The 20682-nt window shown below is 67.3% G+C and carries 22 protein-coding genes and 1 pseudogene; 14 read left to right on the forward strand and 9 right to left on the reverse strand.

From position 1 onward, the window contains the following. The first annotated feature begins 13 nt into the window (after positions 1 to 13). The 4 genes from ACIIOY_RS00810 (at position 14) to ACIIOY_RS00825 (ending at position 4626) form a co-directional block, all read left to right on the forward strand. Complete coding sequence (locus ACIIOY_RS00810) at positions 14 to 2185, forward strand: TonB-dependent siderophore receptor (RefSeq protein ID WP_411032700.1); 2172 nt, start codon at positions 14 to 16, stop codon at positions 2183 to 2185. A gap of 97 nt (positions 2186 to 2282) precedes the next feature. Further along, positions 2283 to 2945: a siderophore-iron reductase FhuF gene (gene fhuF, locus ACIIOY_RS00815; RefSeq protein ID WP_411033042.1), complete on the forward strand. Its 663-nt coding sequence runs from the start codon at positions 2283 to 2285 to the stop codon at positions 2943 to 2945. Beyond that, entirely contained in the window at positions 2942 to 4051 is a 1110-nt protein-coding gene (locus ACIIOY_RS00820) for an ABC transporter substrate-binding protein (protein ID WP_411032701.1), read from the forward strand. The genes fhuF and ACIIOY_RS00820 overlap by 4 nt, the downstream gene beginning before the upstream one ends. A gap of 59 nt (positions 4052 to 4110) precedes the next feature. Then, a complete protein-coding gene (locus tag ACIIOY_RS00825; protein ID WP_411032702.1) occupies positions 4111 to 4626 on the forward strand; it encodes a hypothetical protein in 516 nt (171 codons plus the stop codon). On the opposite strand, the gene ACIIOY_RS00830 is transcribed toward ACIIOY_RS00825, so the two are convergent. Further along, on the reverse strand, positions 4623 to 5171 hold the full coding sequence (locus ACIIOY_RS00830; protein WP_411032703.1) for a cysteine hydrolase family protein: 549 nt from the start codon (positions 5169 to 5171) through the stop codon (positions 4623 to 4625). The two genes, ACIIOY_RS00825 and ACIIOY_RS00830, sit on opposite strands and share 4 nt — an antisense overlap. Before the next feature lie 110 nt (positions 5172 to 5281). Here ACIIOY_RS00830 and ACIIOY_RS00835 point away from each other — a divergent pair, with 110 nt between their 5' ends. Next, a complete protein-coding gene (locus tag ACIIOY_RS00835; RefSeq protein ID WP_411032704.1) occupies positions 5282 to 5725 on the forward strand; it encodes an Lrp/AsnC family transcriptional regulator in 444 nt (147 codons plus the stop codon). Here the strand turns inward: ACIIOY_RS00835 and ACIIOY_RS00840 are convergent. From ACIIOY_RS00840 to ACIIOY_RS00850, 3 genes are read right to left on the reverse strand one after another with little or no spacing between them, the layout of a single operon-like run. Continuing rightward, the gene (locus ACIIOY_RS00840) at positions 5722 to 7260 is read right to left on the reverse strand and encodes a trimethylamine methyltransferase family protein (protein WP_411032705.1); all 1539 of its coding nucleotides are present in this window, start codon (positions 7258 to 7260) and stop codon (positions 5722 to 5724) included. The two genes, ACIIOY_RS00835 and ACIIOY_RS00840, sit on opposite strands and share 4 nt — an antisense overlap. Continuing rightward, on the reverse strand, positions 7253 to 8098 hold the full coding sequence (locus tag ACIIOY_RS00845; RefSeq protein ID WP_411032706.1) for an isocitrate lyase/PEP mutase family protein: 846 nt from the start codon (positions 8096 to 8098) through the stop codon (positions 7253 to 7255). Before ACIIOY_RS00845 ends, ACIIOY_RS00840 begins: the two co-directional genes overlap by 8 nt. Continuing rightward, a complete protein-coding gene (locus tag ACIIOY_RS00850; protein ID WP_411032707.1) occupies positions 8095 to 10545 on the reverse strand; it encodes a GcvT family protein in 2451 nt (816 codons plus the stop codon). The genes ACIIOY_RS00845 and ACIIOY_RS00850 overlap by 4 nt, the downstream gene beginning before the upstream one ends. Before the next feature lie 128 nt (positions 10546 to 10673). Between ACIIOY_RS00850 and ACIIOY_RS00855 the strand changes: the two genes are divergently transcribed. After that, positions 10674 to 11555: a LysR family transcriptional regulator gene (locus tag ACIIOY_RS00855; protein ID WP_411032708.1), complete on the forward strand. Its 882-nt coding sequence runs from the start codon at positions 10674 to 10676 to the stop codon at positions 11553 to 11555. Positions 11556 to 11586: 31 nt separating this feature from the next. Further along, on the forward strand, positions 11587 to 11841 hold the full coding sequence (locus ACIIOY_RS00860; protein ID WP_411032709.1) for a hypothetical protein: 255 nt from the start codon (positions 11587 to 11589) through the stop codon (positions 11839 to 11841). Between the two features lie 46 nt (positions 11842 to 11887). On the opposite strand, the gene ACIIOY_RS00865 is transcribed toward ACIIOY_RS00860, so the two are convergent. Next, entirely contained in the window at positions 11888 to 12274 is a 387-nt protein-coding gene (locus ACIIOY_RS00865; protein WP_411032710.1) for a hypothetical protein, read from the reverse strand. A 138-nt stretch (positions 12275 to 12412) separates the two neighbouring features. On the opposite strand from ACIIOY_RS00865, the gene ACIIOY_RS00870 reads away from it, so the two are divergent. Beyond that, positions 12413 to 13072 (forward strand): glutathione S-transferase family protein, encoded by a 660-nt coding sequence (locus ACIIOY_RS00870; RefSeq protein WP_411032711.1) that lies wholly within the window; start codon positions 12413 to 12415, stop codon positions 13070 to 13072. 26 nt (positions 13073 to 13098) lie between these two features. On the opposite strand, the gene ACIIOY_RS00875 is transcribed toward ACIIOY_RS00870, so the two are convergent. Then, complete coding sequence (locus tag ACIIOY_RS00875) at positions 13099 to 13482, reverse strand: hypothetical protein (RefSeq protein WP_411032712.1); 384 nt, start codon at positions 13480 to 13482, stop codon at positions 13099 to 13101. 218 nt (positions 13483 to 13700) lie between these two features. Between ACIIOY_RS00875 and ACIIOY_RS00880 the strand changes: the two genes are divergently transcribed. Both ACIIOY_RS00880 and ACIIOY_RS00885 read left to right on the forward strand, forming a co-directional pair. Then, a complete protein-coding gene (locus tag ACIIOY_RS00880; protein WP_411032713.1) occupies positions 13701 to 13898 on the forward strand; it encodes a hypothetical protein in 198 nt (65 codons plus the stop codon). Positions 13899 to 13931: 33 nt separating this feature from the next. Beyond that, positions 13932 to 14117: pseudogene (locus ACIIOY_RS00885) on the forward strand (hypothetical protein); the annotation flags it as partial. Positions 14118 to 14320: 203 nt separating this feature from the next. On the opposite strand, the gene ACIIOY_RS00890 reads toward ACIIOY_RS00885, so the two are convergent. After that, positions 14321 to 15529: an MFS transporter gene (locus ACIIOY_RS00890; RefSeq protein WP_411032714.1), complete on the reverse strand. Its 1209-nt coding sequence runs from the start codon at positions 15527 to 15529 to the stop codon at positions 14321 to 14323. 283 nt (positions 15530 to 15812) lie between these two features. On the opposite strand from ACIIOY_RS00890, the gene ACIIOY_RS00895 reads away from it, so the two are divergent. Then, the gene (locus ACIIOY_RS00895) at positions 15813 to 17033 is read left to right on the forward strand and encodes a helix-turn-helix domain-containing protein (protein WP_411032715.1); all 1221 of its coding nucleotides are present in this window, start codon (positions 15813 to 15815) and stop codon (positions 17031 to 17033) included. Between the two features lie 33 nt (positions 17034 to 17066). After that, positions 17067 to 17699 carry a Vgb family protein gene (locus ACIIOY_RS00900; RefSeq protein ID WP_411032716.1) on the forward strand — a complete coding sequence of 211 codons (633 nt, stop codon included), beginning with the start codon at positions 17067 to 17069 and terminating at the stop codon, positions 17697 to 17699. A gap of 38 nt (positions 17700 to 17737) precedes the next feature. Here the strand turns inward: ACIIOY_RS00900 and ACIIOY_RS00905 are convergent, their stop codons facing one another. Next, the gene (locus ACIIOY_RS00905; RefSeq protein WP_411032717.1) at positions 17738 to 18598 is read right to left on the reverse strand and encodes an urea carboxylase-associated family protein; all 861 of its coding nucleotides are present in this window, start codon (positions 18596 to 18598) and stop codon (positions 17738 to 17740) included. Between the two features lie 221 nt (positions 18599 to 18819). Here ACIIOY_RS00905 and ACIIOY_RS00910 point away from each other — a divergent pair, with 221 nt between their 5' ends. Both ACIIOY_RS00910 and ACIIOY_RS00915 read left to right on the forward strand, forming a co-directional pair. Further along, complete coding sequence (locus tag ACIIOY_RS00910; RefSeq protein ID WP_411032718.1) at positions 18820 to 19143, forward strand: hypothetical protein; 324 nt, start codon at positions 18820 to 18822, stop codon at positions 19141 to 19143. Positions 19144 to 19226: 83 nt separating this feature from the next. After that, entirely contained in the window at positions 19227 to 19505 is a 279-nt protein-coding gene (locus ACIIOY_RS00915; protein WP_411032719.1) for a hypothetical protein, read from the forward strand. A 94-nt stretch (positions 19506 to 19599) separates the two neighbouring features. Here ACIIOY_RS00915 and ACIIOY_RS00920 read toward each other — a convergent pair whose 3' ends face one another. Then, positions 19600 to 20523, reverse strand: coding sequence for a hydrogen peroxide-inducible genes activator (locus tag ACIIOY_RS00920; protein WP_411032720.1), 924 nt, complete (start codon positions 20521 to 20523; stop codon positions 19600 to 19602). Between the last annotated feature and the right edge of the window lie 159 nt (positions 20524 to 20682).

Below are 20682 nucleotides of genomic sequence, written 5' to 3' on the forward strand. Positions count from 1 at the left end.
GAGTAACCCGCCCATGCACAATTCCCTTCGTCCGACCCTCCGCCTCGCGCTTGCCGGCACCTTTCTCCTGACGCCGGCCGCGGCGGCCGTCGCGCAGGACCAGCCGACAGCGACCGCCGAGGGCGGCGCAACGGTCCTGGAAGACATCGTCGTCGACGGCGGCAGCGGCGGCGTGATCAACGCGGACGGCTATGTCGGCAAGAGCAGCGCGACAGGCGCCAAGATCGACACGCCGTTCCTCCAGACCCCGCAATCGATCTCTTCCGTCACCGAAAAACAGCTTGAGGACCGCAACCCGCAGACCCTTCTCGACACGCTCGCCTATACGCCGGGCACGCGCGTCGGCGGCTACGGCTTCGACCCGCGCTTCGACAGCTTCACCGTGCGCGGTTTCGACGTGACCTATACCGGCGTCTTCCGCGACAACCTGCGCCAGCCGGGTGCCGGCTCCTCCCTGTTCAAGACCGAGCCTTACGGCCTCGAGGGCGTCTCCATCCTGCGCGGCCCCTCCTCCGCGCTCTACGGCGCGTCCGGCGCGGGCGGGCTCTACAACCTCATCAGCAAGCGCCCGACGGAAGAGGCGCTGCGCGAGGTGCAGCTCCAGTACGGCAGCCACGACCGCTACCAGGGCCAGTTCGATGTCTCCGGCCCGGTCAACGACGAGGACCCGTTCTACTACCGCCTGACCGGCCTTGCCCGCACCGCCGATACCGAGCAGGTCGGCGTCCCGGACGACCGCCTCTACCTCGCGCCGGCCCTCACCTGGAAGCCCGACGAGGACACGCGCCTCACCATCCTCGGCGAATATTCCCGCACCAAGACGGGCGGCACGGCCGCCTACTATTTCGACGGCACCACCGTCAGCGACTTCTTCGCCGGCAACCCGGCCTTCAACGATTCCGTCCAGAACCAGGGCCGCATCGGCTACGAGTTCGAGCGCCGCCTGAACGAGACCTTCACCTTCCGCCAGAACGCCCGCGCCTCCTGGCTGAACATCGACGCCGACTGGGCTTTCGCCTACCAGCCGAACGCCGCCGACCCGCTGCTGCTCGACAGCAGCGCCGGCACCTTCGAGGAATGGCTGAACACCTACACGGTCGACAACCAGCTCGAGGCGAAGTTCGACACCGGCGCGCTGGAGCACACGCTGCTCGCCGGCATCGACTTCACCAAGGTCCGCTGGAAGTCGCTCAACGGCTACGGCGTCACCCCGCCGCTCGACACGCGCAACCCGACGCTCGGCCGGCCGGTCGATCCGATCGACTTCCAGACGAAGAGCGTGCAGGACCAGCTCATCACCGGCCTCTACCTCCAGGACCAGATCCGCTACGACGCGCTGACCTTCACGCTCGGCGGGCGCTACGACTGGGTCTCGACGGACACGGACAACACGGATCTTGCGACCGGCGCGGTCGAGACGATCCCGCAGGACGACCGGGCCTTCTCCTGGCGCGCGGGCGTGACCTATGAAACGCAATGGGGCATCACGCCCTATGCCAGCTATTCGACCGCCTTCTCGCCGAACGCGGGCGTGGACCTCGCCACGGGCAACCCGTTCAAGCCGACGGAGAGCGAGCAGCAGGAAATCGGCGTCAAGTACCTGCTGCCCGACAGCAACACGCTGCTGACCGCCGCGCTCTTCAACATCGACCAGTCGAACGGCCTCTACTACGAAGTGGTCAACCTGCCGTCCGGCCCGGCGAACATCCAGGTGCAGCGCGGCAAGCTGCGCTCGCGCGGCCTCGAGCTCGAAGCCTCCACGAGCCTCGACAACGGCCTCTCGCTGATCGCGTCCTACACCTATACGCAGGCGAAGATCATCGAGGGGCCGGCCGCCACCATCGGCAACGACGTTTCCTCCGTGCCGCGCCACATGGCCTCGCTCTGGGCGCATTACGACATGCCGGAGGACGGCGCCTTCGCCGGGCTCGGCATCGGCGCGGGCGTGCGCTTCACCGGCGCAAGCTACGGCAGCGACGCCAACACGACGAGGAACGGCTCGCGCGCCCTCTTCGACGCATCGGTCGACTACGATTTCGGCGCGATCGACAAGGACTTCGAAGGGCTCAAGCTGCAGGTCAACGCCACCAACCTTTTCAACAGGCGCGACGCTGTATGCTCGGCCGGCTTCTGCTATCGTGACCAGGGCCGGACGATCATCGGAAGCTTGAAATATTCATGGTAAGCCCTTGAACACCCTTTCCTCCCAGGACGGCGAGACCGCTTTCAGGCCCTGCCTGAAGGCGGTCTTTTCCGGCGAGCACGCCTGGTGCGGCGAGAAGATGATGCTCTCGTCGGAGCTTCCCGGCGCCGTGCCGCTTTGCGATTTCCTGGCAGGGGACGGTTTCACGGCAACGCTCGACCGCTATGCGGCAAGCCACGGCAATGCCGACCGCCGGGCCGCCGCCTCGTTCTGGTCGCTCTACTATTTCTCCGCGCTGGCGATCCCCTATGTCGTGGCGCGGCGGGCGGAAATGACGCTGCCCGTCGCCCTCGACGGCATGACGATCGCCATCGGCGAGGATGGCCTGCCGCGCGCCTTCGGCCTGCCGCACGAGGGCGACTGGAGCGGCGGCGCGGACGTTCTCGATTTCGTCACGCCGCTGGTGGACTGCCACCTCGCCCGCGTCGTCGCGCTGCTCAAGGAAAAATCCGGCATCGCGCCGAAGCTTGCCTGGAACAACGCGGCCGTCTACATCGACTACGCCTTCAACGCGACGGACCGCGTGCCGCCCGAAGGCGACGACCATTGGCCCGCCCGTCCGCTGTTCGACTGCCCGCGGCTCGCCGACGGCAGCCGCAATCCCTTCCACGGCTGCCTGCGCCACGAGATGGAGGCGGGCGTCATCCACTGTCGCCGCAAGGTCTGCTGCCTGCGCTACATGCTGCCGGGCATTCCGGGCTGCGGCGAGCTCTGCGCCCTACCGGAACTGAGAAAACAATGACCATGCGCCTCTTCGCCCTCCTCACCGCCGCCTTCCTGCTGCTGGCAGGCCCGCCCGCGCGCGCGGAAGTGCAATATCCGCTGACCGTGACGGATGCGCTCGGCCGAAAGGTCACCATCCCCGCCGAGCCGAAGGCGGTGCTGCTCGGCACCGGGCTCGATCTCGTCGCCCTCTCGCTCATCCATCCCGACCCCGTGAGCCTGCTCGCCGGCTGGGCGGGCGACATGAAGGGCGACACGTCCGGCATGTATGCGCAGTTTCGCGAGAAATTCCCGAAGATCGAGGACGTGCCCGTCATCGGCGACGGCATAACGGTCTCCTTCGAGGCGCTGCTGTCGCTGAACGCGGACCTCGCGATCCTCGCCAACTGGCAGGCGGACACGGATACCGGCAGGCAGGCGATCGCCTTCCTCGAACAGGCCGGCGTTCCCGTCGTCGTTGTCGATTTCAACAGCGACGCGCTGAAGAACACGGCCCCGAGCATGCGATTCCTGGGACGGATCCTGAACCGGGAGGAGCAGGCGAACGCCTTTGCCGATTTCTACGAGGCACGGCTGAAGCGCATCCGCGACCGGATCGCCGCCCATCCCGAGCCCGGCCCGACGGTCTTCATGGACGGCCTGCCGAACCCGGAGAAATGCTGCTTCGCCTACGGCACCGGCGGGCTCGGCGAATTCCTCGCCATCACCGGCAGCCGCAACATCGCCGAGGCACTGCCGAAGCAGGGCGGCACCGTCAGCGCGGAGTTCATCGTCGCGGCGAACCCGGACGTCTACATCGCCACCGCCCTGCCGGACGGCGCCTACACCTCGGTCGCCATCGGTCCCGGCGTCGATCCGGCGACGGCGCGCGAGACGCTGGCGCGCGCGGTCGAAAGCCCCCATCTCGCCAGCCTGAAGGCGGTGAAGGAGGAGCGCGTCTACGGCCTCTGGAACTTCTTCAACGCCGTGCCGCTCAACGTCCTCGCGGCCGAAGTCTTCGCGCACTGGCTGCGGCCGGACATCTTCGCCGATGTCGACCCCGACGCCACGATGAAGGAGATCAACGAGCGCTTCGCCGCCGTGCCCTTCGACGGCGCCTACTGGATCAGCCTCAAGGCAAATTGAGGCGGATTGCCCTTCCGACCGCCCGCCGCGCACGCTATACAATGTCCAGGAGGACATGAATGATCTGGGCATTCGCAGTCGCGGCAGCGGCCATTCTCTATCTCGCACTGCGCTTCCGGCGCTTCCAAAGCTGGGTCGAACCCGTCCTCACCATCGTGGTCGCCATAGGCCTTGCCGCCGCGCTCCTCATCTGGTTCGTCGAGGAGCGCGCCCCCACCGACAGGACGGAAACGACGAACGCCGCGGCGCCGGCGAGCGACGCGGAAGCCGTCGAGCTTTCCGAGATGCAGGCGAGCGCCGGCCAGACGAAGACGAGCTACCGCGTCACCGGCCGCATCGCCAACAAGGGCACGGCGCCCATGCAGTCCTTCCGCCTCGACGTCGTGCTTTCCGACTGCCCCGGCGGCACCTGCCGCGAGGTCGGCCGCGATAGTGCGCTGATCGTGCTGCGCGTGCTGCCGGGCGAAAGCGAGGCCTTCACCACCTTCGCCGTCTTCCCCGGCATAGACCTCAATCCCGTCACGACGCCGCAATTCGACTTCGGCGTACGCGAGGTGCGTGCCGCCAGCCGCTAAAGCATGTCCGCGGTGCGCAGCACCGTGGCGAATTCCTGCCGGAGCGTCGCGACATGGGCGCGATGGATGTCCTCCGCCGGGACGATCCCGCCCTTGCCGTCCGGCAGGTCGAAGCAATCGCAGGCGTCTTCCACGAGAACGACCCGATAGCCCATGTTCGCTCCGACGCGCACGCTGGTGGAAACGCACATGTCCGTCGAAACGCCGAAGAGCACGACCGTATCGGCGCCGAGACGGCGCAGGCGCAGATCGAGATCGGTGCCGATGAAGGCGGCGTTGACGCTCTTCGTGACCAGCGGCTCGCCCGCCTGCGGCTCGAAGCCGGGGCGGAGCGCATTGCCCGGTGCCTCGGGGCGCAGCGTGGAGAAGGGCTCGACGCTGTCGTGGCGCACATGGACGATCGGCCGCCCGGCGGCGCGCCAGGCGATGAGGGCGAGGCCGTTCTCGTCCAGCCTGTCGTTCCAGCGCCGCGGCCAGGGGGCGGCATCGAAGGCCCGCTGCATGTCGATCGGGATCAGGACGGCGTTTTCCGGTATGGTCGGCATCGGTCTCTCCTTGAAGCGATCACCGACGGATAGTTGCTTTTCCGTCCGGTTTCGCGCAGCAAGGGGATGGAAAGCCGGACGAATGTCCGGAAGCGGGGAGAAAATTCCGGATGGATGAACTGGATGAGAAGGACAGGCTGCTGCTTGCCGCGCTGCGCGCCGATGCCCGCCAGAGCCTCGTGGAGCTGGCACGCCACGCCGGGCTTTCACGCAGCGCGGTGCATGAGCGCATCCGGCGGCTGGAGGCCAAAGGCGTGATCGCCGGCTATACGGTGAAGCTCGGCGCAGACCGGCAGCGGCCGGGCGTCGAGGCGCTGATCGCCGTCGGCTTCCAGCAGGGCCGCAACTGCGACCATGTCGTGCCGCACCTGACCGGCATCCCGAACGTCGTGACCTGCTGGTCGCTCGCCGGGCCGACGGACCTGATGCTGCTCGTCGAATGCGCGTCCAACGCCGAGCTCGACACCGTGCGCCGCCAGATCGCGACGACGCCCGGCATCGCGACCGTGCAGACGCACGTGTCGCTGCGCACCCATTTCGACCGTCGCGGCTAGAAGTAGATCCTGAACTTCTCGCGCACCGCCCGGTCCGTCGCGAAATCGAAGAGCGGCCCGCCGGCCTCGGAGAGGATGCGGTTCTTACGCTCGATCGCCTTGCGGACGAGGTCCGGCTTGCCGATCTCGGCCCATTCCTTCGGGCTCGTGCGGTCGGCCACCGCAGGGTAGATATATTCCGTCTGCATCAGCGAGAGCGTCTGCGGATCGCCGAGATAGTGGCCGGGCCCGTCGAGGCAGACGGAGCGCATCGTCTCCAGCGAGACGGAATCCTCCGTCACGTCGATGCCGCGCACGCAGCGCTGCACCTGGCCGAGAAGGTCGTCGCCGAGCACGAGGCTTTCCAGGCAGAAACCGAGCAGCGAGGCATGCATGCCGACCGCCTCGTAGACCATGTTGAGGCCGGAAAGGCCGGCCATGACGTTGGAGATCGCCTGTTCCCAGCCGGCCTGCATGTCCGGCAGCTTGGAATCGGCGATGCCCGCGGCCGCCCCGCCCGGCAGGCGGTAGAACTGGTGCATCTGCGCGCAGCCGGCCGTAAGCAGCGCCTGCTCGCCCGAGCCGCCGGACATGGCGCCGGTGCGAAGGTCCGAGACGAAGGGCCAGGTGCCGAAGATCGCCGGATGGCCGGGCGCCATGGCATTGACATAGACGACGCCCGCGAGGCACTCGGCGACGGCCTGCACGATGGCGGTGGCGAGCGGCGCAGGCGCCGTCGCCCCCGCCTGCCCTGCCGAGAGCAGCAGGATCGGCATGCCGGCGCGGATGCAGGCCTCCATGGTGATGCAGCTTTCCTCCGCGAACTTCATCGGCGGCACGACGAAGCAGTTGGAATTCGACACGAAAGGCCGTGCGCGCCACTTGTCCTCGCCGCCCGCCATCATGTGGATGAGGTCGAAGCAGCCGGGAACATGCGCGGGATCGGAGAAGCTGGTGCCGACATGCTTGGACGTGCCGGCGCAGCAGCCATAGAGCGTGTTGATGTCCATCAGGAAATTGTCGGCGACGTCGCGGCAGACCATCGCCCGCTGGAAGAAATGCACGTTGTCGAGGTGATGGACGATCTGAGCGGCGTTGAAGAGGTCCTTCGCGGTCGATTCGCGGTATTCCCGTTTCTCGACGTCGACGATATGCACCGCCGCGCCAGCCGTGCCGTAATAGACGCGGGTGCCGGTGAGCTCCATGTCGTATTTCGGGTCGCGGCCGTAAAGCGTGATGTCGCGCGCGGCGAGCGCCAGCATGTCCTCCACCAGCGCGCGCGGGAAGCGGATGCGCCCGTCTTCGCCGAGGACGGCGCCGGCGCCGGTCATGATCTCGATGCCGGATTTCGGGGCGTTGGCAAGGCCGATGTTCTCCAGCGCGTCCAGCGCCGCCTCATGGATGCGGCGCACGCCCGCTTCCGTCAGCGGCTTGTACTGGCCGCCGGGCAGGCCGGGGCGCACGGGGCGGATGTTTTCCGCCAGCGGCGCGGCGCGCATGGCCACGCGGGCGGCGCGGCCGCCGGAACGGCGGGTCAAAACTGCCTGTTCACTCATGCTCCGTCTCCCCTGCGCCTGCGGCAAGCATTGCGTTGATACGATCCCCCGCCGCGGCCGCGGACAGTTTGGCGAAACTGCCATCCTTCACGATGGCCTCCATCTGCTCGGCGATCGCCGCATGGGTGACGCGGGCGATCATCGAGCCGAGCGAGATGCGGCGCACGCCGATCGCCGCGAACTCGGGCACGGTGAGCTGGCGCAGCGGCCCGGCCGCAAGCGCGTTGACCGGCCTCGACACCGATTGCACGACACGGCGCAGCTCCGCCGCGCCGGGCGGCACCGGCACGTAGAGGAGATCGGCGCCGGCCTGCTCGAAGGCCTGGATACGGCGGATCGCCTCGTCGAGGCCGTAGACGCCGTTCATCACGCCGTCGGCGCGCGCACAGAGGACGAAGGGCCGGCCGAGCGAGCGGGCGGCATCGGCCGCCGCGCGGATGCGCTCGACCGCGAGGCCGAAGTCATAGGCCGGGTTTCCCTCGACCATTTGCGTGTCCTCGATCGAGCAGCCGGAAAGGCCGGCCTCGGCGGCAAGCCGGATGGTTTCCGCCACATCGTCGGGCGCATCGGCAAAGCCGTTCTCGAAGTCGCCGGAGACGGGCAGCGGCGTGGCGCGCACGATATCCTCGGCATGGCGCAGCGCCTCCTCGCGCGTCACGCGGCCCATGTCCGGGCGGCCGAGCGTGAAGGCGAAACCGGCGGACGTGGTGGCGAGCGCCACGGCGCCGGCGGCCGCCATCATGCGGGCGGAGCCCATGTCCCACGGATTGGGGATGACGAAGCAGCCAGACTGGTGCAGGTCGTGGAAGCGACGGTGGCGTTCGGCAAGGCTGGTCATGCGCGCAGTCTTTCATTCTCGGGGTCGAAGAGCGGGCCGTCGGGCTCGACGGTCGCCTTGAAGCGGTCGCCGTAGATTTCCACCTCGACCTCGGTGCCGGGAACGGCGAGGTCGGCGCGCAGCATGCCGAGCGCGATGGATTTTCCCACGCGATAGCCCCAGTTGCCGGAGGTCGTTTCGCCGACGACCTGACCGCCGTGCCAGAGCGTCGACATGTAGGGCGCATCGCATTCGCCGGCCTCGACGGTCATGAGCACGAAGCGCTTGGAAACGCCCTGCTGCTTCTCCCGCTCCAGCGCCGCCTTGCCCTTGAAAGCGGGCTTGGACCAGTCCACGAAGCGTTCGAGGCCGCCTTGCAGGACCGTGTAGTCGGTCGAAAGGTCGCCCTTCCAGGCGCGGTAGCCCTTCTCGATGCGCAGGCTGTCCAGCGCTTCCATGCCGAAGGGTTTCAGGCCATGTTTCTGCCCGGCCTCCCAGACGGCGTCGAAGACCGGCGCGGTGTCCTCCACTTTGGTGTGGATTTCCCAGCCGAGCTCGCCGGCGAAGGAGACGCGCACGAGCTGGCACCAGCGGCCGGCGATCTGCGCCGACTGATGCGTCAGCCACGGCTTCGAAAGGTCCGCATCCGTCACCTCGGCGAGGATGGCGCGGGCGTTCGGGCCGGAGAGGATCTGGCAGGAGAAATCGTCCGTCACGTCGTCGATGGTGAAGGCCGCATCCTTCGGCCGGTGCTTCGCCAGCCATTCGAAGTCGTGCCACTCAGCCGTTGCGGCGGTGATGAGGAAGAAGAAGTCCTCCTCCAGCATCATGACGGACATTTCCGTGACGATGCGGCCCTTGTCGTCGGCGAAATAGGCAAGGCCGATGCGGCCGGGTTTGGGCACCCTGCCGGTGATGAGCGAGGAGAGCCAGGCCGTCGCGCCCTCCCCCTTCACGCGGAAGCGCGAGAAGCCGGGAAGGTCGAGGATGCCGGCGGCCTCGGCGACGGCGCGGCATTCCGCCTCGATGCGCGGCCGCCACGGACCCTCGCGGTTCCAGGTCTGCGTCGCCTCTTCCGAGGTGTCGTCGCCGGGTCTTGCGTACCACATGGCGCGCTCCCAGCCGTTATAGGGCTTGAACTGCGCGCCCAGCGCCTTGATGCGGTCATGGATCGGAGAGAGTTTTTTGTCGCGGCCGGCCGGCCAGGCGTGCCTGGGGAAGTGCATGGCATATTCGTGCCCGTAGACCTCCATGCCCTTGGCGACGCAGTAATCCCTGTCGGAGGCGAAGGCGGTGAAGCGGCGCGGGTCGCAGGACCACATGTCCCACTCCGTCTCGCCCTCCGTCACCCATTCGGCCAGCACCTTGCCCGCCCCGCCCGCCTGGCAGATGCCGAAGGTGAAGACGCAGGCCTCGTATGCGTCCGGCACGCCGGGCATCGGGCCGATCAGCGGGTTGCCGTCCGGCGCATAGGGGATGGGGCCGTTGATCATGCGCGAGAGGCCCGCCGTGCCGAGGATCGGCACGCGCTCGACGGCGTCGTTCAGGTACCATTCGAGGCGGTCGAGGTCGTCCGGGAAGAGCTGGAAGGAGAAATCGTCCGGCATCGGATCGTCGGGCGTCACCCAGTGCGCCTTGCAGTTGCGCTCGTAGGGGCCGAGGTTCATGCCCGTCTTCTCCTGGCGGAGATAATAGGAACTGTCGACGTCGCGCAGCAGCGGCAGCTTGTGGCCGACCTCCTTCGTCCAGGCGGCAAGCTCGGGGATCTCCTCGAAGAGGATGTACTGGTGGCTCATCACCATCATCGGCACGTCACGGCCGAACCATTTTCCCACCTCGCGGGCATAATAGCCGGCGGCGTTGACGACCTTCTCGCAGCGGATCTCGCCCTGCGGCGTGGAAATGACCCACGCCTCGCCCTCGCGGCGCGCGCCGGTGGCGGGACAGAAGCGGAAGATCTTCGCGCCCATGTCGCGCGCGCCCTTGGCGAGCGCCTGCGTGAGCTGCGCGGGGTCGATGTCGCCGTCATAGGGGTCGTAGAGCGCGCCCGCGAGGTCGTGGGTTTCCAGGAAGGGGTATCTGCCGCGCATCTCGTCGGGCGTCAGGATGTCGAGGTCCATGCCCTGGTAGCGGCCCATGCCGACGACGCGCTTGAACTCCTGCAGCCGCTCCTTGGAATGGCCGAGGCGGATCGAGCCGGTGACGTGGTAGTTCATGGGATAGTCGACCAGCGCGCCCAGCTCCCGGTAGAGCGCGGCGGAATAGCGCTGCATGTTCATGATCGACCAGGAGGAGGAGAAGGTCGGCACGTTGCCGGCGGCATGCCAGGTGGAGCCGGCGGTCAGCTCGTTCTTTTCGAGCAGCACGCAGTCCGTCCATCCGGCCTTCGCCAGATGGTAGAGCGCGGACGCGCCGACGGCGCCTCCGCCGATGATGACGACACGGGCATGGCTTGGCAGTGCGGACATTCTCGCTCCCCTTCTTCGTCCCGGATTTTTGGCTGCCGAAGCAGGATGCGGCAAGGGGAGGAATTCGCTTTATTGATCGACGGTATCGATTAGACTGGCGTCAAACATTGAGGAAATACGGCGCATTCATGCAAATTGTCCTGATTGAGACATTCCTGGACCTGATGGAAACGCGCAATTTCAACCGCACGGCGGAGCGGCTGAACATCACGCAATCGACGGTCACCCACCGCATCAACGCGCTGGAGGCGATGTTCGCGCGAAAGCTCTTCGCGCGCAACAAGGGCGGCACCCAGCCGACCGCCGCGGGACTCCGCTTCCTCGATCACGCCAAGGCGCTGCAGCACCAGTGGCACGAGGCGGCGCGGGCGGTGGAGACGGCGGGCGCCTACGAGCGCTCCATGCGCATCGGCCTCCAGCACGACCTTGCCGCCCACTATGCCGGCGACTGGCTGGCGGCGGTACGGAAGGAACTGCCGGCGACCTCGATCTACCTTGAAGTGGACTATTCCAACCAGATGAACCGGGATCTCGGCGCCGGCGACCTCGACCTCGCCATCCTCTTCACCCCGCATTACCTGCCGGACCTCCACTACGAGCGCATCGGCGAGGTGCACTACGAGATGGTGAGCAACGGGGTGAACCGGATCGAAGACGTGAGACCCGGGGATTATATCCAGGCCGTCTATTCGCCCGCCTTCGACAGGCTGCACCGGCAGGCGCATCCGGGGCTCTCGACCGCACCGATCGCCAGCGGCGAGACGACGGCGATCCTGGCGCTGATGCAGAAGCTCGGCGGCTCGGCCTTCGTGATGGCGGCGGACGCAAAGCGGTTGCTGCGCAGCGGCGCGGCCAGCCGGGTGACGGGCGCCGAGCCGATCGCCCAGCCCGTCTACGCCGCCGTCAACGTGCGTACCCGCCATGCCCACCAGCACCGGCGCATCATCGCCGCCCTTCAGGCGCTGCTGGTCGCGCCGACCATTGAAACCGCCGGGCGCGATGCCTATTAACGGCAAAGCCGCATTCGACGAAGGAGTTCCCATGGCCGCCCGTGACCGCTATTCGCGCAAGCTCGAATGCGCCATGTGCGGCAATTCCGGCTATGCCGAAGTCTCCGAGGACGACATGCCCAGCCGGCGGCATCCCGATTTCGCGGTCGATTCGCTGCCGCGCGGCTTCATGACGGAACGGGCGTCGAAATATCCGGACAGGCACATGATCCGCTGCCGTTGCGGCCACATCTTCAAGTTCCAGCAGAAGACGGTCTACGCGCAGGGCGGCGAACCGCGCCGATAGCCCGCAGGCGGCCTGCCGCAACGAACCGGGGAGCCGGCGTGCGGCATCAGGAATGCAGCTGAAGGCGATCGCGGTGTTCGCGCGTCGCCGCAAGTTCCTGCTGGATAAGGATTTTCCGGGCATCATCCATCGCGACCGCAATGGTCTCGGCAATGACGCGGAGGCTGTTTTCCGACACGAGCGGCGATGCCCCCCGGCATTCCGCCGCATGCAGCTTGCAAAGCGCGCTGGCGAGCAGCCGCGCATAGTCTTCCGGTTTGCGACCCATGTTCCCCACCTTTTTGATTAATAGCAACACAAAACCACATAAAAATGCAGAAAGCCACACATTTCTCACACGCGAACGGAAAAAATTGTGGGCATACGCAATGCCCATGGCACGCACGGAATGCTGGAAAACGAGACTGTCCGGAAATGGTGCATCAGGGTGCACGGGGTGTGCCGGCTTGCGGCGGAAAACACGATGCCTGCCCGCAATCCATCAACACGGCCTTGCGGATGCCTGCCGGCATAATCCGATTGCATTTTGCAATCGGATTTGCGACAAGAGGCCGGCAAACGGGAGGTTGCCATGAAACCGGTTCTCTACGCCCACCCCTTTTCCAGCTACTGCCAGAAGGTGCTGACCGCGCTTTATGAAAACGGCACCGACTTCGCGTATCGCCTGCTCGACCACAACGATCCGGAAACGCTCGCCGACTTCGAGGCGCGCTGGCCGATCAAGCGCTTTCCGATCCTCGTCGACGGCGAGCGCACGGTCATGGAGGCGTCGATCGTCATCGAATATCTCGGCCTGCATCATCCGGGGCCGGTAAAGCTCATTCCGGACGATCCGCGGAAGGCCCTCGACGTGCGCATGCTCGACCGCTTCTTCGACAACTACATCTCGGCACCGCAGCAGCGCATCGTCTTCAACGCCATCCGGCAGGAGAAGGACCGCGACCCCCTCGGCGACCGGGAGGCACGCGGGATGCTCGAGCGGGCCTATGCCTGGCTCGACCGGCACATGGAGGACAGGCTCTGGGCCACGGGCGATGCCTTCACGCTCGCCGACTGCGGCGCCGGCCCTTTCCTCTTCTACGCGGACTGGACGCACGCCATCGATCCGGCATTCGGGAACGTGCATGCCTATCGCAGGCGCCTGCTCGCCCGCCCCGCCTTCGCCCGCGCCGTCGACGAGGCCCGGCCCTACCGCAAGTTCTTTCCGCTCGGCGCGCCCGACCGCGATTAAAGCGGCGGACGCCGAGTCGTCCCGCTTCAGCCGGGCGGGCAGTGCCGCCGCTCGGCGGCCGTCGCCTCGCGTTCGATGCCGGTGACGACCAGCGTGGGCAGGCTTCGGCGCTTGCCGAGGATGGTCTGCTCACGGTCTTCCACATGGCCGCGCAGCACGAGCCGACCGAAATAGAGCGCATCCGTCTCACGGATGCGCTGCCGGTCGCTCTCCGCAAGCCCGTCGATGTCCGGATGGATCCCCCTGCTCTCCTGCCCGGTGCCGAGGTTGCGCACGGTGGTCGAGGGGCACGGCGGCACGACGCAACGCAGGCCGTTGTCGCAGGCGACGTAGGAAGCGTCCGCCGCCGTCGACGGCGGCGCTCCAAGGAGCAGCAGAAAGGCGGCGAAAGGAAGAGCTGTAAGACGCATGCGGACCTCTCCGGCGATTGCGGCCGGCGGCCGCAGCGCCAGTCTACGCAGCTTCGCGGGGGCACGCAAAGGGCCTGCACCGGCCGCCCGGTTTCTGCCCGGCAGCCCCACGTCCGGAACGGTTGACGATCCGCCCGAAGCTTTCCAAGTGCGGGCCGGGAACAATCGCGGCCTTTGCCGGTTGAAGGACCGTCACTGACGATTAGGCGTGATCGCATATGCCCGACCAATCCAAGCTCTTTCCCGACCATCGCAGGCTGTCGGGAGAACGCTACACGGTGGAAGCCTTTCGCGCGGCCTACGACCTTTCCGCGCAGGAGGCCAAGCGCCTGTTCGACAAGTTCGGCCCTTCGAAGAGGGAACTGGATCTTCTCATGCGCGCACGCAAGGACCCCGAGCAGTTCCTCAACTTCTGAGGCGCCGGACGAAACAAGGAGCCGACCATGACGATCGAAAAACCCAAGCCCGGCGCGCCCGGCACCACAGAACAGTCGCCCCGCTGGGAAGGCCCCGAGGAAACCCGGCCGCGCGGCTACCTTCCCGCCGAGGACGACCCGGATCACGACCGCGACGCGCTCGGCGAGACCAACGCCGATCCCTCCCGCGAGAAGCTGCGCGACGCCGGCAAGACCAGGGAAGCCGAGCCGGAGGACGAGGACGAGAAGGTGAAGCGCGAGCAGGCGACCAAGCCCGCGCTGATGCCGATCGGCGACCCGTCGGGCGCTGCGTAGCACCGGGAATGCCGCGCCGCCGGGCAACGACCCGATGATGCACGCCGGACTTACCACCCGGATCCCCGGTCAGGCCGGGGATCGCAAGGGGAGGACGGGCTTGTGCTTCAAGCCGCGGCCAGCGCTTCCCGCCCCTTCGGCGCCGGCTTGAAGGTCATGGCGATCAGGAAAGCGCCGATGCCGATGCCCCAGGAGCCGACATAGAGCCAGGTATAGCTGGCGAACGTATCGTAGATCAGCCCGCCCGCCACCGGCCCCAGCGCCATGCCGAGGCTGCCGGCCATGGCCGTGCCGCCGATGACGGTGCCCATCATGCGCAGCGGGAAGTTTTCCCGCGCGATCACCGCATAGAGCGGCATGACGCCCGCATAGATGAAGCCGAAAAGGCCGGCAACCACGTAGAACGAGGCGAGCCCGCCGGTGAAGACATAGGCGAGCGCCCCGAAGGCCTGGGCGAGAAGCCCGAGCACGAGGATATGCTTGGCGCCGAACCGGTCGCCGAGAATGCCGAAGGCCACGCGCCCGCCCATGCCGGCAAGCCCCTCGATGCTGTAGATAGAGACGGCCGCGATCATCGGGATGCCGCAGGTGATGGCATAGCTCACCGTGTGGAAGATCGGTCCGGAATGGGTGGCGCAGCAGAAGAAGTTCGTCAGGCACAGGATGACGAACTGCGGCGATTTCAGCATCTCGCGCACCGTCATGCCGGCCTGCGGCTCTTCGGCAAGGCCTTCCCCGCCCGCCTCGAGCGCCGGCGCGCGCCGCACCAGCAGCGAAGCGGGGATCATCACCACGGCGACGACGAGGGCGATGATCTGCAGCGAGGTACGCCAGTCGTAGAGGGAAACCAGCCAGGCGGCGAAGGGGGACATGGTCATCGGCGCCATGCCCATGCCCGCCGAGACCAGCGAGACGGCGAGGCTGCGATGCGTGTCGAACCAGCCCGTCACGCAGGCCATCATCGGCGCGAAGACGGCGGCGATCGCCCCGCCCGCGACGAGGCCGAAGACGAGCTGGAAGGCAAAAAGCGATGTGGTGACGCTCGCCAGCGCAAGGCTTGCCGCCAGGAGCACCGAGCCCGTCAGCACGACGGGCCGCGGCCCCCAGCGGTCGGAAAGGCTTCCCCAGGCCATGCTGGCGAAGGCCATGGCGAGGAACCCGATGGTCATGGCGGTGGAAACGCCCGTCACGGACCAGCCGGTATCCCTGGAGATCGGCAGCAGGAAGACGGGCAGCGAGAACATGGCGCCGATCGCGATGCAGCCGAGCAGGCCGCCCGCCGCAACGATCACCCAGCGATAATGCGTATGGATCATGGTCATCTCCTTCAGGGTCGACCGGCTGGCGGGCGCCATGCCGGATCATCTCGTCCGACCTGCATGGAAGACGCCGACGGCAAGCCTCTCCCGACATCGCGCGTGAAAAATGCCACGATGACGCCGGATGAGGCCCGCGGCAAGCGGACGGATCGCGAGCCGGACCACCTGTTGCAGAAACGGCTTGAACGCGGACCGCAAAACGCCTTTCCTCGGCAGCGAACGGCCCGAGACTAGGGGCGAGGCGACCGCGAGCGGGAGTTACAAGTGTGACGGGAATGGCATGGACTCGATGATCACAGCCGCCGCGCGGGCGCTCGCCGCCGGCGACCCGCTCGGCGCCCTCGACCGGGTCGCCCTGCGGGACGACGCGCCCGCGCTGGCGCTGCGCGGCATCGCCATGGCGCAGCTCGGCGAGCTCGACCGGGCGAAGACGCTGCTGAAGAGCGCGGCGCGCGCCTTCGGCCCGCGCGAAGCGGTGGCGCGGGCGCGCTGCCTCGTCGCCGAGGCGGAAATCGCCCTTGCCTCGCGCGATCTCGCCTGGCCGGTGAAGACGCTCGCCGCAGCCGGCGCGACGCTGGCCGCCCACGGCGACCGGCTGAATGCCGCCCATGCCAAAACGCTCGCCATCCGCCGCCTGCTGCTGATCGGCCGTCTTGACGATGCGGCAGCACTCCTCGCCGAGGCCGATCCGGCCAGCCTGCCCCCGCCGCTGCGGGCCGCGCACGAACTGGCCGCCGCCGGCATCGCGATCCGCCGGCTGCATACGGCGGCGGCGCGCGAAGCCTTCGCCCGCGCCGCCGACGCGGCCCGGCAGGCGGGCATCCCGGCATTGGAGAACGAGGTCGCGCAAGCCGCTGCCGTCCTTCGAAGCCCCGCCGCCCGCCTGATCGTCCGCGGCGAGGAGCGCCCCCTCCTGCCTGACGAGGTCGAGGCGCTGCTCGCCACGGACACGCTCGTCGTGGATGCCTGCCGGCATGTCGTCCGCCGCGGGGAGACGGCGATCTCGCTCGCCACCCGGCCGGTCCTCTTTTCGCTGCTGCGCACGCTGGCGGAGGCCTTTCCGGGCGACGCGAGCCGTCAGACCCTGCTCCTTCGCGCCTTCCGCGCGAGATACGCCGACGAATCGCACCGGGCGCGGCTGCGCGTGGAGATCGGCCGGCTGCGCGCGGCGCTGGAACGGCTCGGAAAGGTCGAGGCCACGAGGGACGGCTTCGTGCTGGCTCCTTGCGACGGCCGGGAGGTCGCCGTGCTCGCCCCGCCGCGCGACGAGCCGCATGCCGATCTGCTCGCGCTCTTTGCCGATGGCGAGGCCTGGTCGAGCTCGGCGCTCGCCATTGCGCTCGGCACCAGCGCCCGTACCGTGCAGCGCGCGCTCGAAGCGCTTTCCGCCGCCGGGAAGATACGGTCGATAGGCCGCGGCCGCACCCGGCGCTGGCTGACGCCGACGCCCGGCGCCTTCTCGACACTCTTGTTACTCCCGGGTCCGCTGCCGGGCGACTAGGATCGCACCATCAACGACCCCAAGGAGGCTCCGATGACCACATCCAAGGCAGACATCATCCGTGAATACGGCCCCTTCCCCGGCGTGGAGCAGGTCCACGGCGTGACCTTCGACGGAAAAACCGTCTGGTTCGCGTCCGGCGACAGGCTCAACGCGCTGGATCCGGAGGACGGCCGCGTGCTGCGCTCGATCGACGTCGCCGCCCATGCCGGCACCGCCTATGACGGCCGCCACCTCTTCCAGATCGCCGAGGACAAGATCCGCAAAATCGACCCCGCCAGCGGCGCCGTGCTCGCCACGATCCCCGCTCCCGGCAACGGCGGCGATTCCGGCCTCACCTGGGCGGAAGGCTCGCTCTGGGTCGGCGAATACCGCGCCAGGCGGATCCACCGGATCGATCCGGAAACCGGCGCGGTCATCCGCGTCGTCGAGAGCAACCGCATGGTGACGGGCGTCACCTGGGTGGACGGCGAGCTGTGGCACGGCACCTGGGAGGGCGAGGAAAGCGACCTGCGCCGCCTCGATCCCGAAAGCGGCGCCGTGCTCGACACGATCGTCATGCCCGCCGGCACCGGCGTGTCCGGCCTCGAATCAGACGGGGCCGGCCGCTTCTTCTGCGGCGGCGGGCGGAGCGGGAAAATCCGCGCCGTGCTCCGGCCGCGCTGATTCCCGGCTTCCACGCGATCGCCTTTGCAGGCGCCGCGTCACAGGCCGTGGGTGCCGTCGTAGCCGTTGACGGGCGGCGGCGCCCAGCCTTCCGGCAGGCCCCGCGCCCGGTAGACCTCGACGACCATCGGATGGCAGGCCGCCGTGTCGGAGGAATGTTCCGCCGAGCAGTCCCCGCCCGGGCAGGCGGACATGCAGCCGAGAAGATCGATCTCGGCGAAGAATTCCAGGTAGTCGCCCGGCCGCACCGGGCTCGCCTTCATGAAATACTGCCCCGTGTCCCGGGTGAAGCCCGTGCACATGAAGACGTTCAGCACGTCGTGCACATGGGCCTCCGCCTCGCGCGGCGCCATGCCCGTCTTCCTGGCGAGGGCGCGCGTGAGGTTCGAGTGGCAGCAATGGTGGTACTGTCCGCCGTGGCTGAGCAGGTTGTGGGTGTAGGGGTCGCAGCGCGTGCCGATCACGTCGTGCACCGCGCCGCCGAATTCGTCGAATCCGTACCAGTCCAGCGTGTCATGGGTGATGGTGGCGATTGGGCGGAGATAAGGAAAGTTGGAGAAGAGCTGGTCGCCGAGGCCGACATGGGTGCCGTTCAGCGCCCGCGTCTTGCCGGTATAGAGCCGTTCCCTGAGATCGGCGGCATTGAAGAGGTTGAGGTCGCCGACCTGCGGTCCCTCGCTGCAGACGATGCGGCAGAAGTGCCCGGCCGGCACCGTCCACGTCGCCGCATCCCGCGGCGGCACGATTACCGTCTCGACAAGCTGCAGATCGTCGCGCAGCGCGCGATAGGCGGAAAGGTCCGGCCGCGGCAGGGTCTCCACCGGATAACAGATCACCGGCCTTACCGCCTTGCGGGCGGCGGCATCCGCGGGCGCCGCAGTCATCGCATCGGGTTTCATCGCATCCTCCCAAAGGCTCCGGCGGCACGCACCCGCCACGCCTCCCATATCCAAGCTTGTTGAATGACCATATCATTATTGTTCAACAGAAAGCATTTCAAGACACGACGTCGCGTGTCGGAGCACCCATCATCCGCAGGAGGCAACCGGCCGGAACCCCGCTTGACAGGCCGGCCGGCAAACGCGACATCAGGCCGATCCCGCAAAGGCACCGCGCACCCATGACGATCGACTGGTCCTACATTCAGGAGAACTACGACTGGCTCGGACACATGGTCGAGGCCCTTTTCATCGCCGCGGCGGTCGCCCTCATCGCGCGGCCGCTCTTTCGGTGGCGCGAATCCGCCATCATCGGGCTCGCCTTTGCGATGGGGCATTTCCATGGCCGCGAGAAACGCGACTACGAGGTCTCGGTCCAGATGAAGCCGCCGCATCTCGACGGCTATCTCATGTGGGACTGGAGCTGGGACCAGACGACCGACTTCTGGCCGACGGCGCTCATGCTCACCGTGCTTCTCGTCCTGCTCATCCGGCGGAAAGCCTGACGCAGGCCGAGCACAACGATCTTCGGCGGTGTAGGATCGTTCATTCACGAGGGCCACGGGCACAATCACGATGCCAAGGAGACATGATGGACACCCCTCTGCAAGAACTCCTGCGCATCCTCTACGAATCCGGCGCCGAGGATGTGCCGGCCGATCAGATCGACTGGCGCCCGCACATGACGCCCGTGCTGATGAGAGCGCTCAACATGGGCTACGTCCGCTACCGGGATCGAAAGGGTGTGCGGCACTTCTCCCTCACCGAGGCGGGCTACAACGCCATCGGCCTGGAATACCCGACCTATTCCGCCTGGAGCGTCCTGCGCGACTGGCTGACCGGCGCGGGCAAACGCGGCAAGGAGTAAGGGAGATCCCAACAGCGGCAGCGGACTTCGCGGTCGGCCGGGAATTCCCTGTTTCGCGGCGGTCGATCCCGGACGATAAATCAGGCCGGGGCGGTCAGCTGTCGAGCAAACGGTTCATCCGGCTCTGCTTGCCGAGGCCGGTCGCCCGCACGATCTCGGTGATCTGGGCGAACTGCGTTGCAAGGGGATTGGTCTTGCGCCACACCATCCCGATCGTCCGCGTCGGACGGGGTTCGGCGAGCCGGAAGACGCAGACGGAGGATGACCGCGTTTCGATGTCGACCGCCATCAGCGGGATAAGGGTCACCCCTATCCCGGCGCCGACCATCTGCACGAGCGTGGAAAGCGAACTGCCCTCCATCAGGTCGCGTGTCGATGACGCCGCGATATTGCAGACGGAAAGCGCCTGGTCCCGGAAGCAATGCCCCTCCTCCAGCAGGAGCAGGCGCATCTCGTGCAGCCGGTTGGAGCTCGGCACCGGCTTGCCTGCATCCTCGGACGGGCGCACCAGCACGAACTCCTCCTCGAAGAGGGGAACCTCCTCCAGGGCAGGCTCCGAGATCGGCAGGGCGACGATGGCGGCATCGAGCCGCGCTTCCGCCAGGTCCTCGATCAACTTGTGCGTGATCGCCTCGCGGGGACGCGGATCGAGCCCCGGATAGAGCTGTGCCAGCGTCTTGATGACATCCGGGAGCAGATAGGGCGCCACGGTCGGAATGATGCCGAGGCGAAGGCGGCCGGCAAGCGGCCCGTGCGCCGCCCGGCCGAGGTCCTCCAGCTCATCGACGGCGCGCAATATGGAACGCGCGCGCCCGGCGAACTCCTCGCCGAGCCCCGTGAGGCGGATGCGGCGTCCCCCTCTTTCCACCAGCGGAGCGCCGATCAGTTCCTCCAGTTCCCTTATCTGCACCGACAGCGCCGGCTGGGAAATGGAACAGGCCTCGGCCGCGCGGCCGAAATGCCCGAGCCGGGCGAGCGCATCGAAATAGCGCAGGTGCTTCATCGACAGGCCAATCATAACCTGAGCATATCGCAGCCTTTAGAATATACAATTGGAATTTATCGATCGGGTTTGCTACTCCTTTGCTACTCGGAACATGCTGCCGAAGCGACGCCAACCCAAGAGGCTCGCCCGTGAGAGCTGCTTCCAGTGTCCTGTAGAACCAGAAAATCCATT

The organism is Shinella agrisoli, from assembly GCF_046557955.1.
GTDB lineage: Bacteria > Pseudomonadota > Alphaproteobacteria > Rhizobiales > Rhizobiaceae > Shinella.

Excerpts from the sequence above, each read along its gene's own strand:
- ACIIOY_RS00810 (WP_411032700.1), top strand. The coding sequence starts at position 14 with ATGCACAATTCCCTTCGTCCGACCCTCCGCCTCGCGCTTGCCGGCACC.
- fhuF (WP_411033042.1), top strand. The coding sequence starts at position 2,283 with ATGATGCTCTCGTCGGAGCTTCCCGGCGCCGTGCCGCTTTGCGATTTC.
- ACIIOY_RS00820 (WP_411032701.1), top strand. The coding sequence starts at position 2,942 with ATGACCATGCGCCTCTTCGCCCTCCTCACCGCCGCCTTCCTGCTGCTG.
- ACIIOY_RS00825 (WP_411032702.1), top strand. The coding sequence starts at position 4,111 with ATGATCTGGGCATTCGCAGTCGCGGCAGCGGCCATTCTCTATCTCGCA.
- ACIIOY_RS00830 (WP_411032703.1), bottom strand. The coding sequence starts at position 5,171 with ATGCCGACCATACCGGAAAACGCCGTCCTGATCCCGATCGACATGCAG.
- ACIIOY_RS00835 (WP_411032704.1), top strand. The coding sequence starts at position 5,282 with ATGGATGAACTGGATGAGAAGGACAGGCTGCTGCTTGCCGCGCTGCGC.
- ACIIOY_RS00840 (WP_411032705.1), bottom strand. The coding sequence starts at position 7,260 with ATGAGTGAACAGGCAGTTTTGACCCGCCGTTCCGGCGGCCGCGCCGCC.
- ACIIOY_RS00845 (WP_411032706.1), bottom strand. The coding sequence starts at position 8,098 with ATGACCAGCCTTGCCGAACGCCACCGTCGCTTCCACGACCTGCACCAG.
- ACIIOY_RS00850 (WP_411032707.1), bottom strand. The coding sequence starts at position 10,545 with ATGTCCGCACTGCCAAGCCATGCCCGTGTCGTCATCATCGGCGGAGGC.
- ACIIOY_RS00855 (WP_411032708.1), top strand. The coding sequence starts at position 10,674 with ATGCAAATTGTCCTGATTGAGACATTCCTGGACCTGATGGAAACGCGC.
- ACIIOY_RS00860 (WP_411032709.1), top strand. The coding sequence starts at position 11,587 with ATGGCCGCCCGTGACCGCTATTCGCGCAAGCTCGAATGCGCCATGTGC.
- ACIIOY_RS00870 (WP_411032711.1), top strand. The coding sequence starts at position 12,413 with ATGAAACCGGTTCTCTACGCCCACCCCTTTTCCAGCTACTGCCAGAAG.
- ACIIOY_RS00875 (WP_411032712.1), bottom strand. The coding sequence starts at position 13,482 with ATGCGTCTTACAGCTCTTCCTTTCGCCGCCTTTCTGCTGCTCCTTGGA.
- ACIIOY_RS00880 (WP_411032713.1), top strand. The coding sequence starts at position 13,701 with ATGCCCGACCAATCCAAGCTCTTTCCCGACCATCGCAGGCTGTCGGGA.
- ACIIOY_RS00890 (WP_411032714.1), bottom strand. The coding sequence starts at position 15,529 with ATGATCCATACGCATTATCGCTGGGTGATCGTTGCGGCGGGCGGCCTG.
- ACIIOY_RS00895 (WP_411032715.1), top strand. The coding sequence starts at position 15,813 with ATGGACTCGATGATCACAGCCGCCGCGCGGGCGCTCGCCGCCGGCGAC.
- ACIIOY_RS00900 (WP_411032716.1), top strand. The coding sequence starts at position 17,067 with ATGACCACATCCAAGGCAGACATCATCCGTGAATACGGCCCCTTCCCC.
- ACIIOY_RS00905 (WP_411032717.1), bottom strand. The coding sequence starts at position 18,598 with ATGAAACCCGATGCGATGACTGCGGCGCCCGCGGATGCCGCCGCCCGC.
- ACIIOY_RS00910 (WP_411032718.1), top strand. The coding sequence starts at position 18,820 with ATGACGATCGACTGGTCCTACATTCAGGAGAACTACGACTGGCTCGGA.
- ACIIOY_RS00915 (WP_411032719.1), top strand. The coding sequence starts at position 19,227 with ATGATGGACACCCCTCTGCAAGAACTCCTGCGCATCCTCTACGAATCC.
- ACIIOY_RS00920 (WP_411032720.1), bottom strand. The coding sequence starts at position 20,523 with ATGATTGGCCTGTCGATGAAGCACCTGCGCTATTTCGATGCGCTCGCC.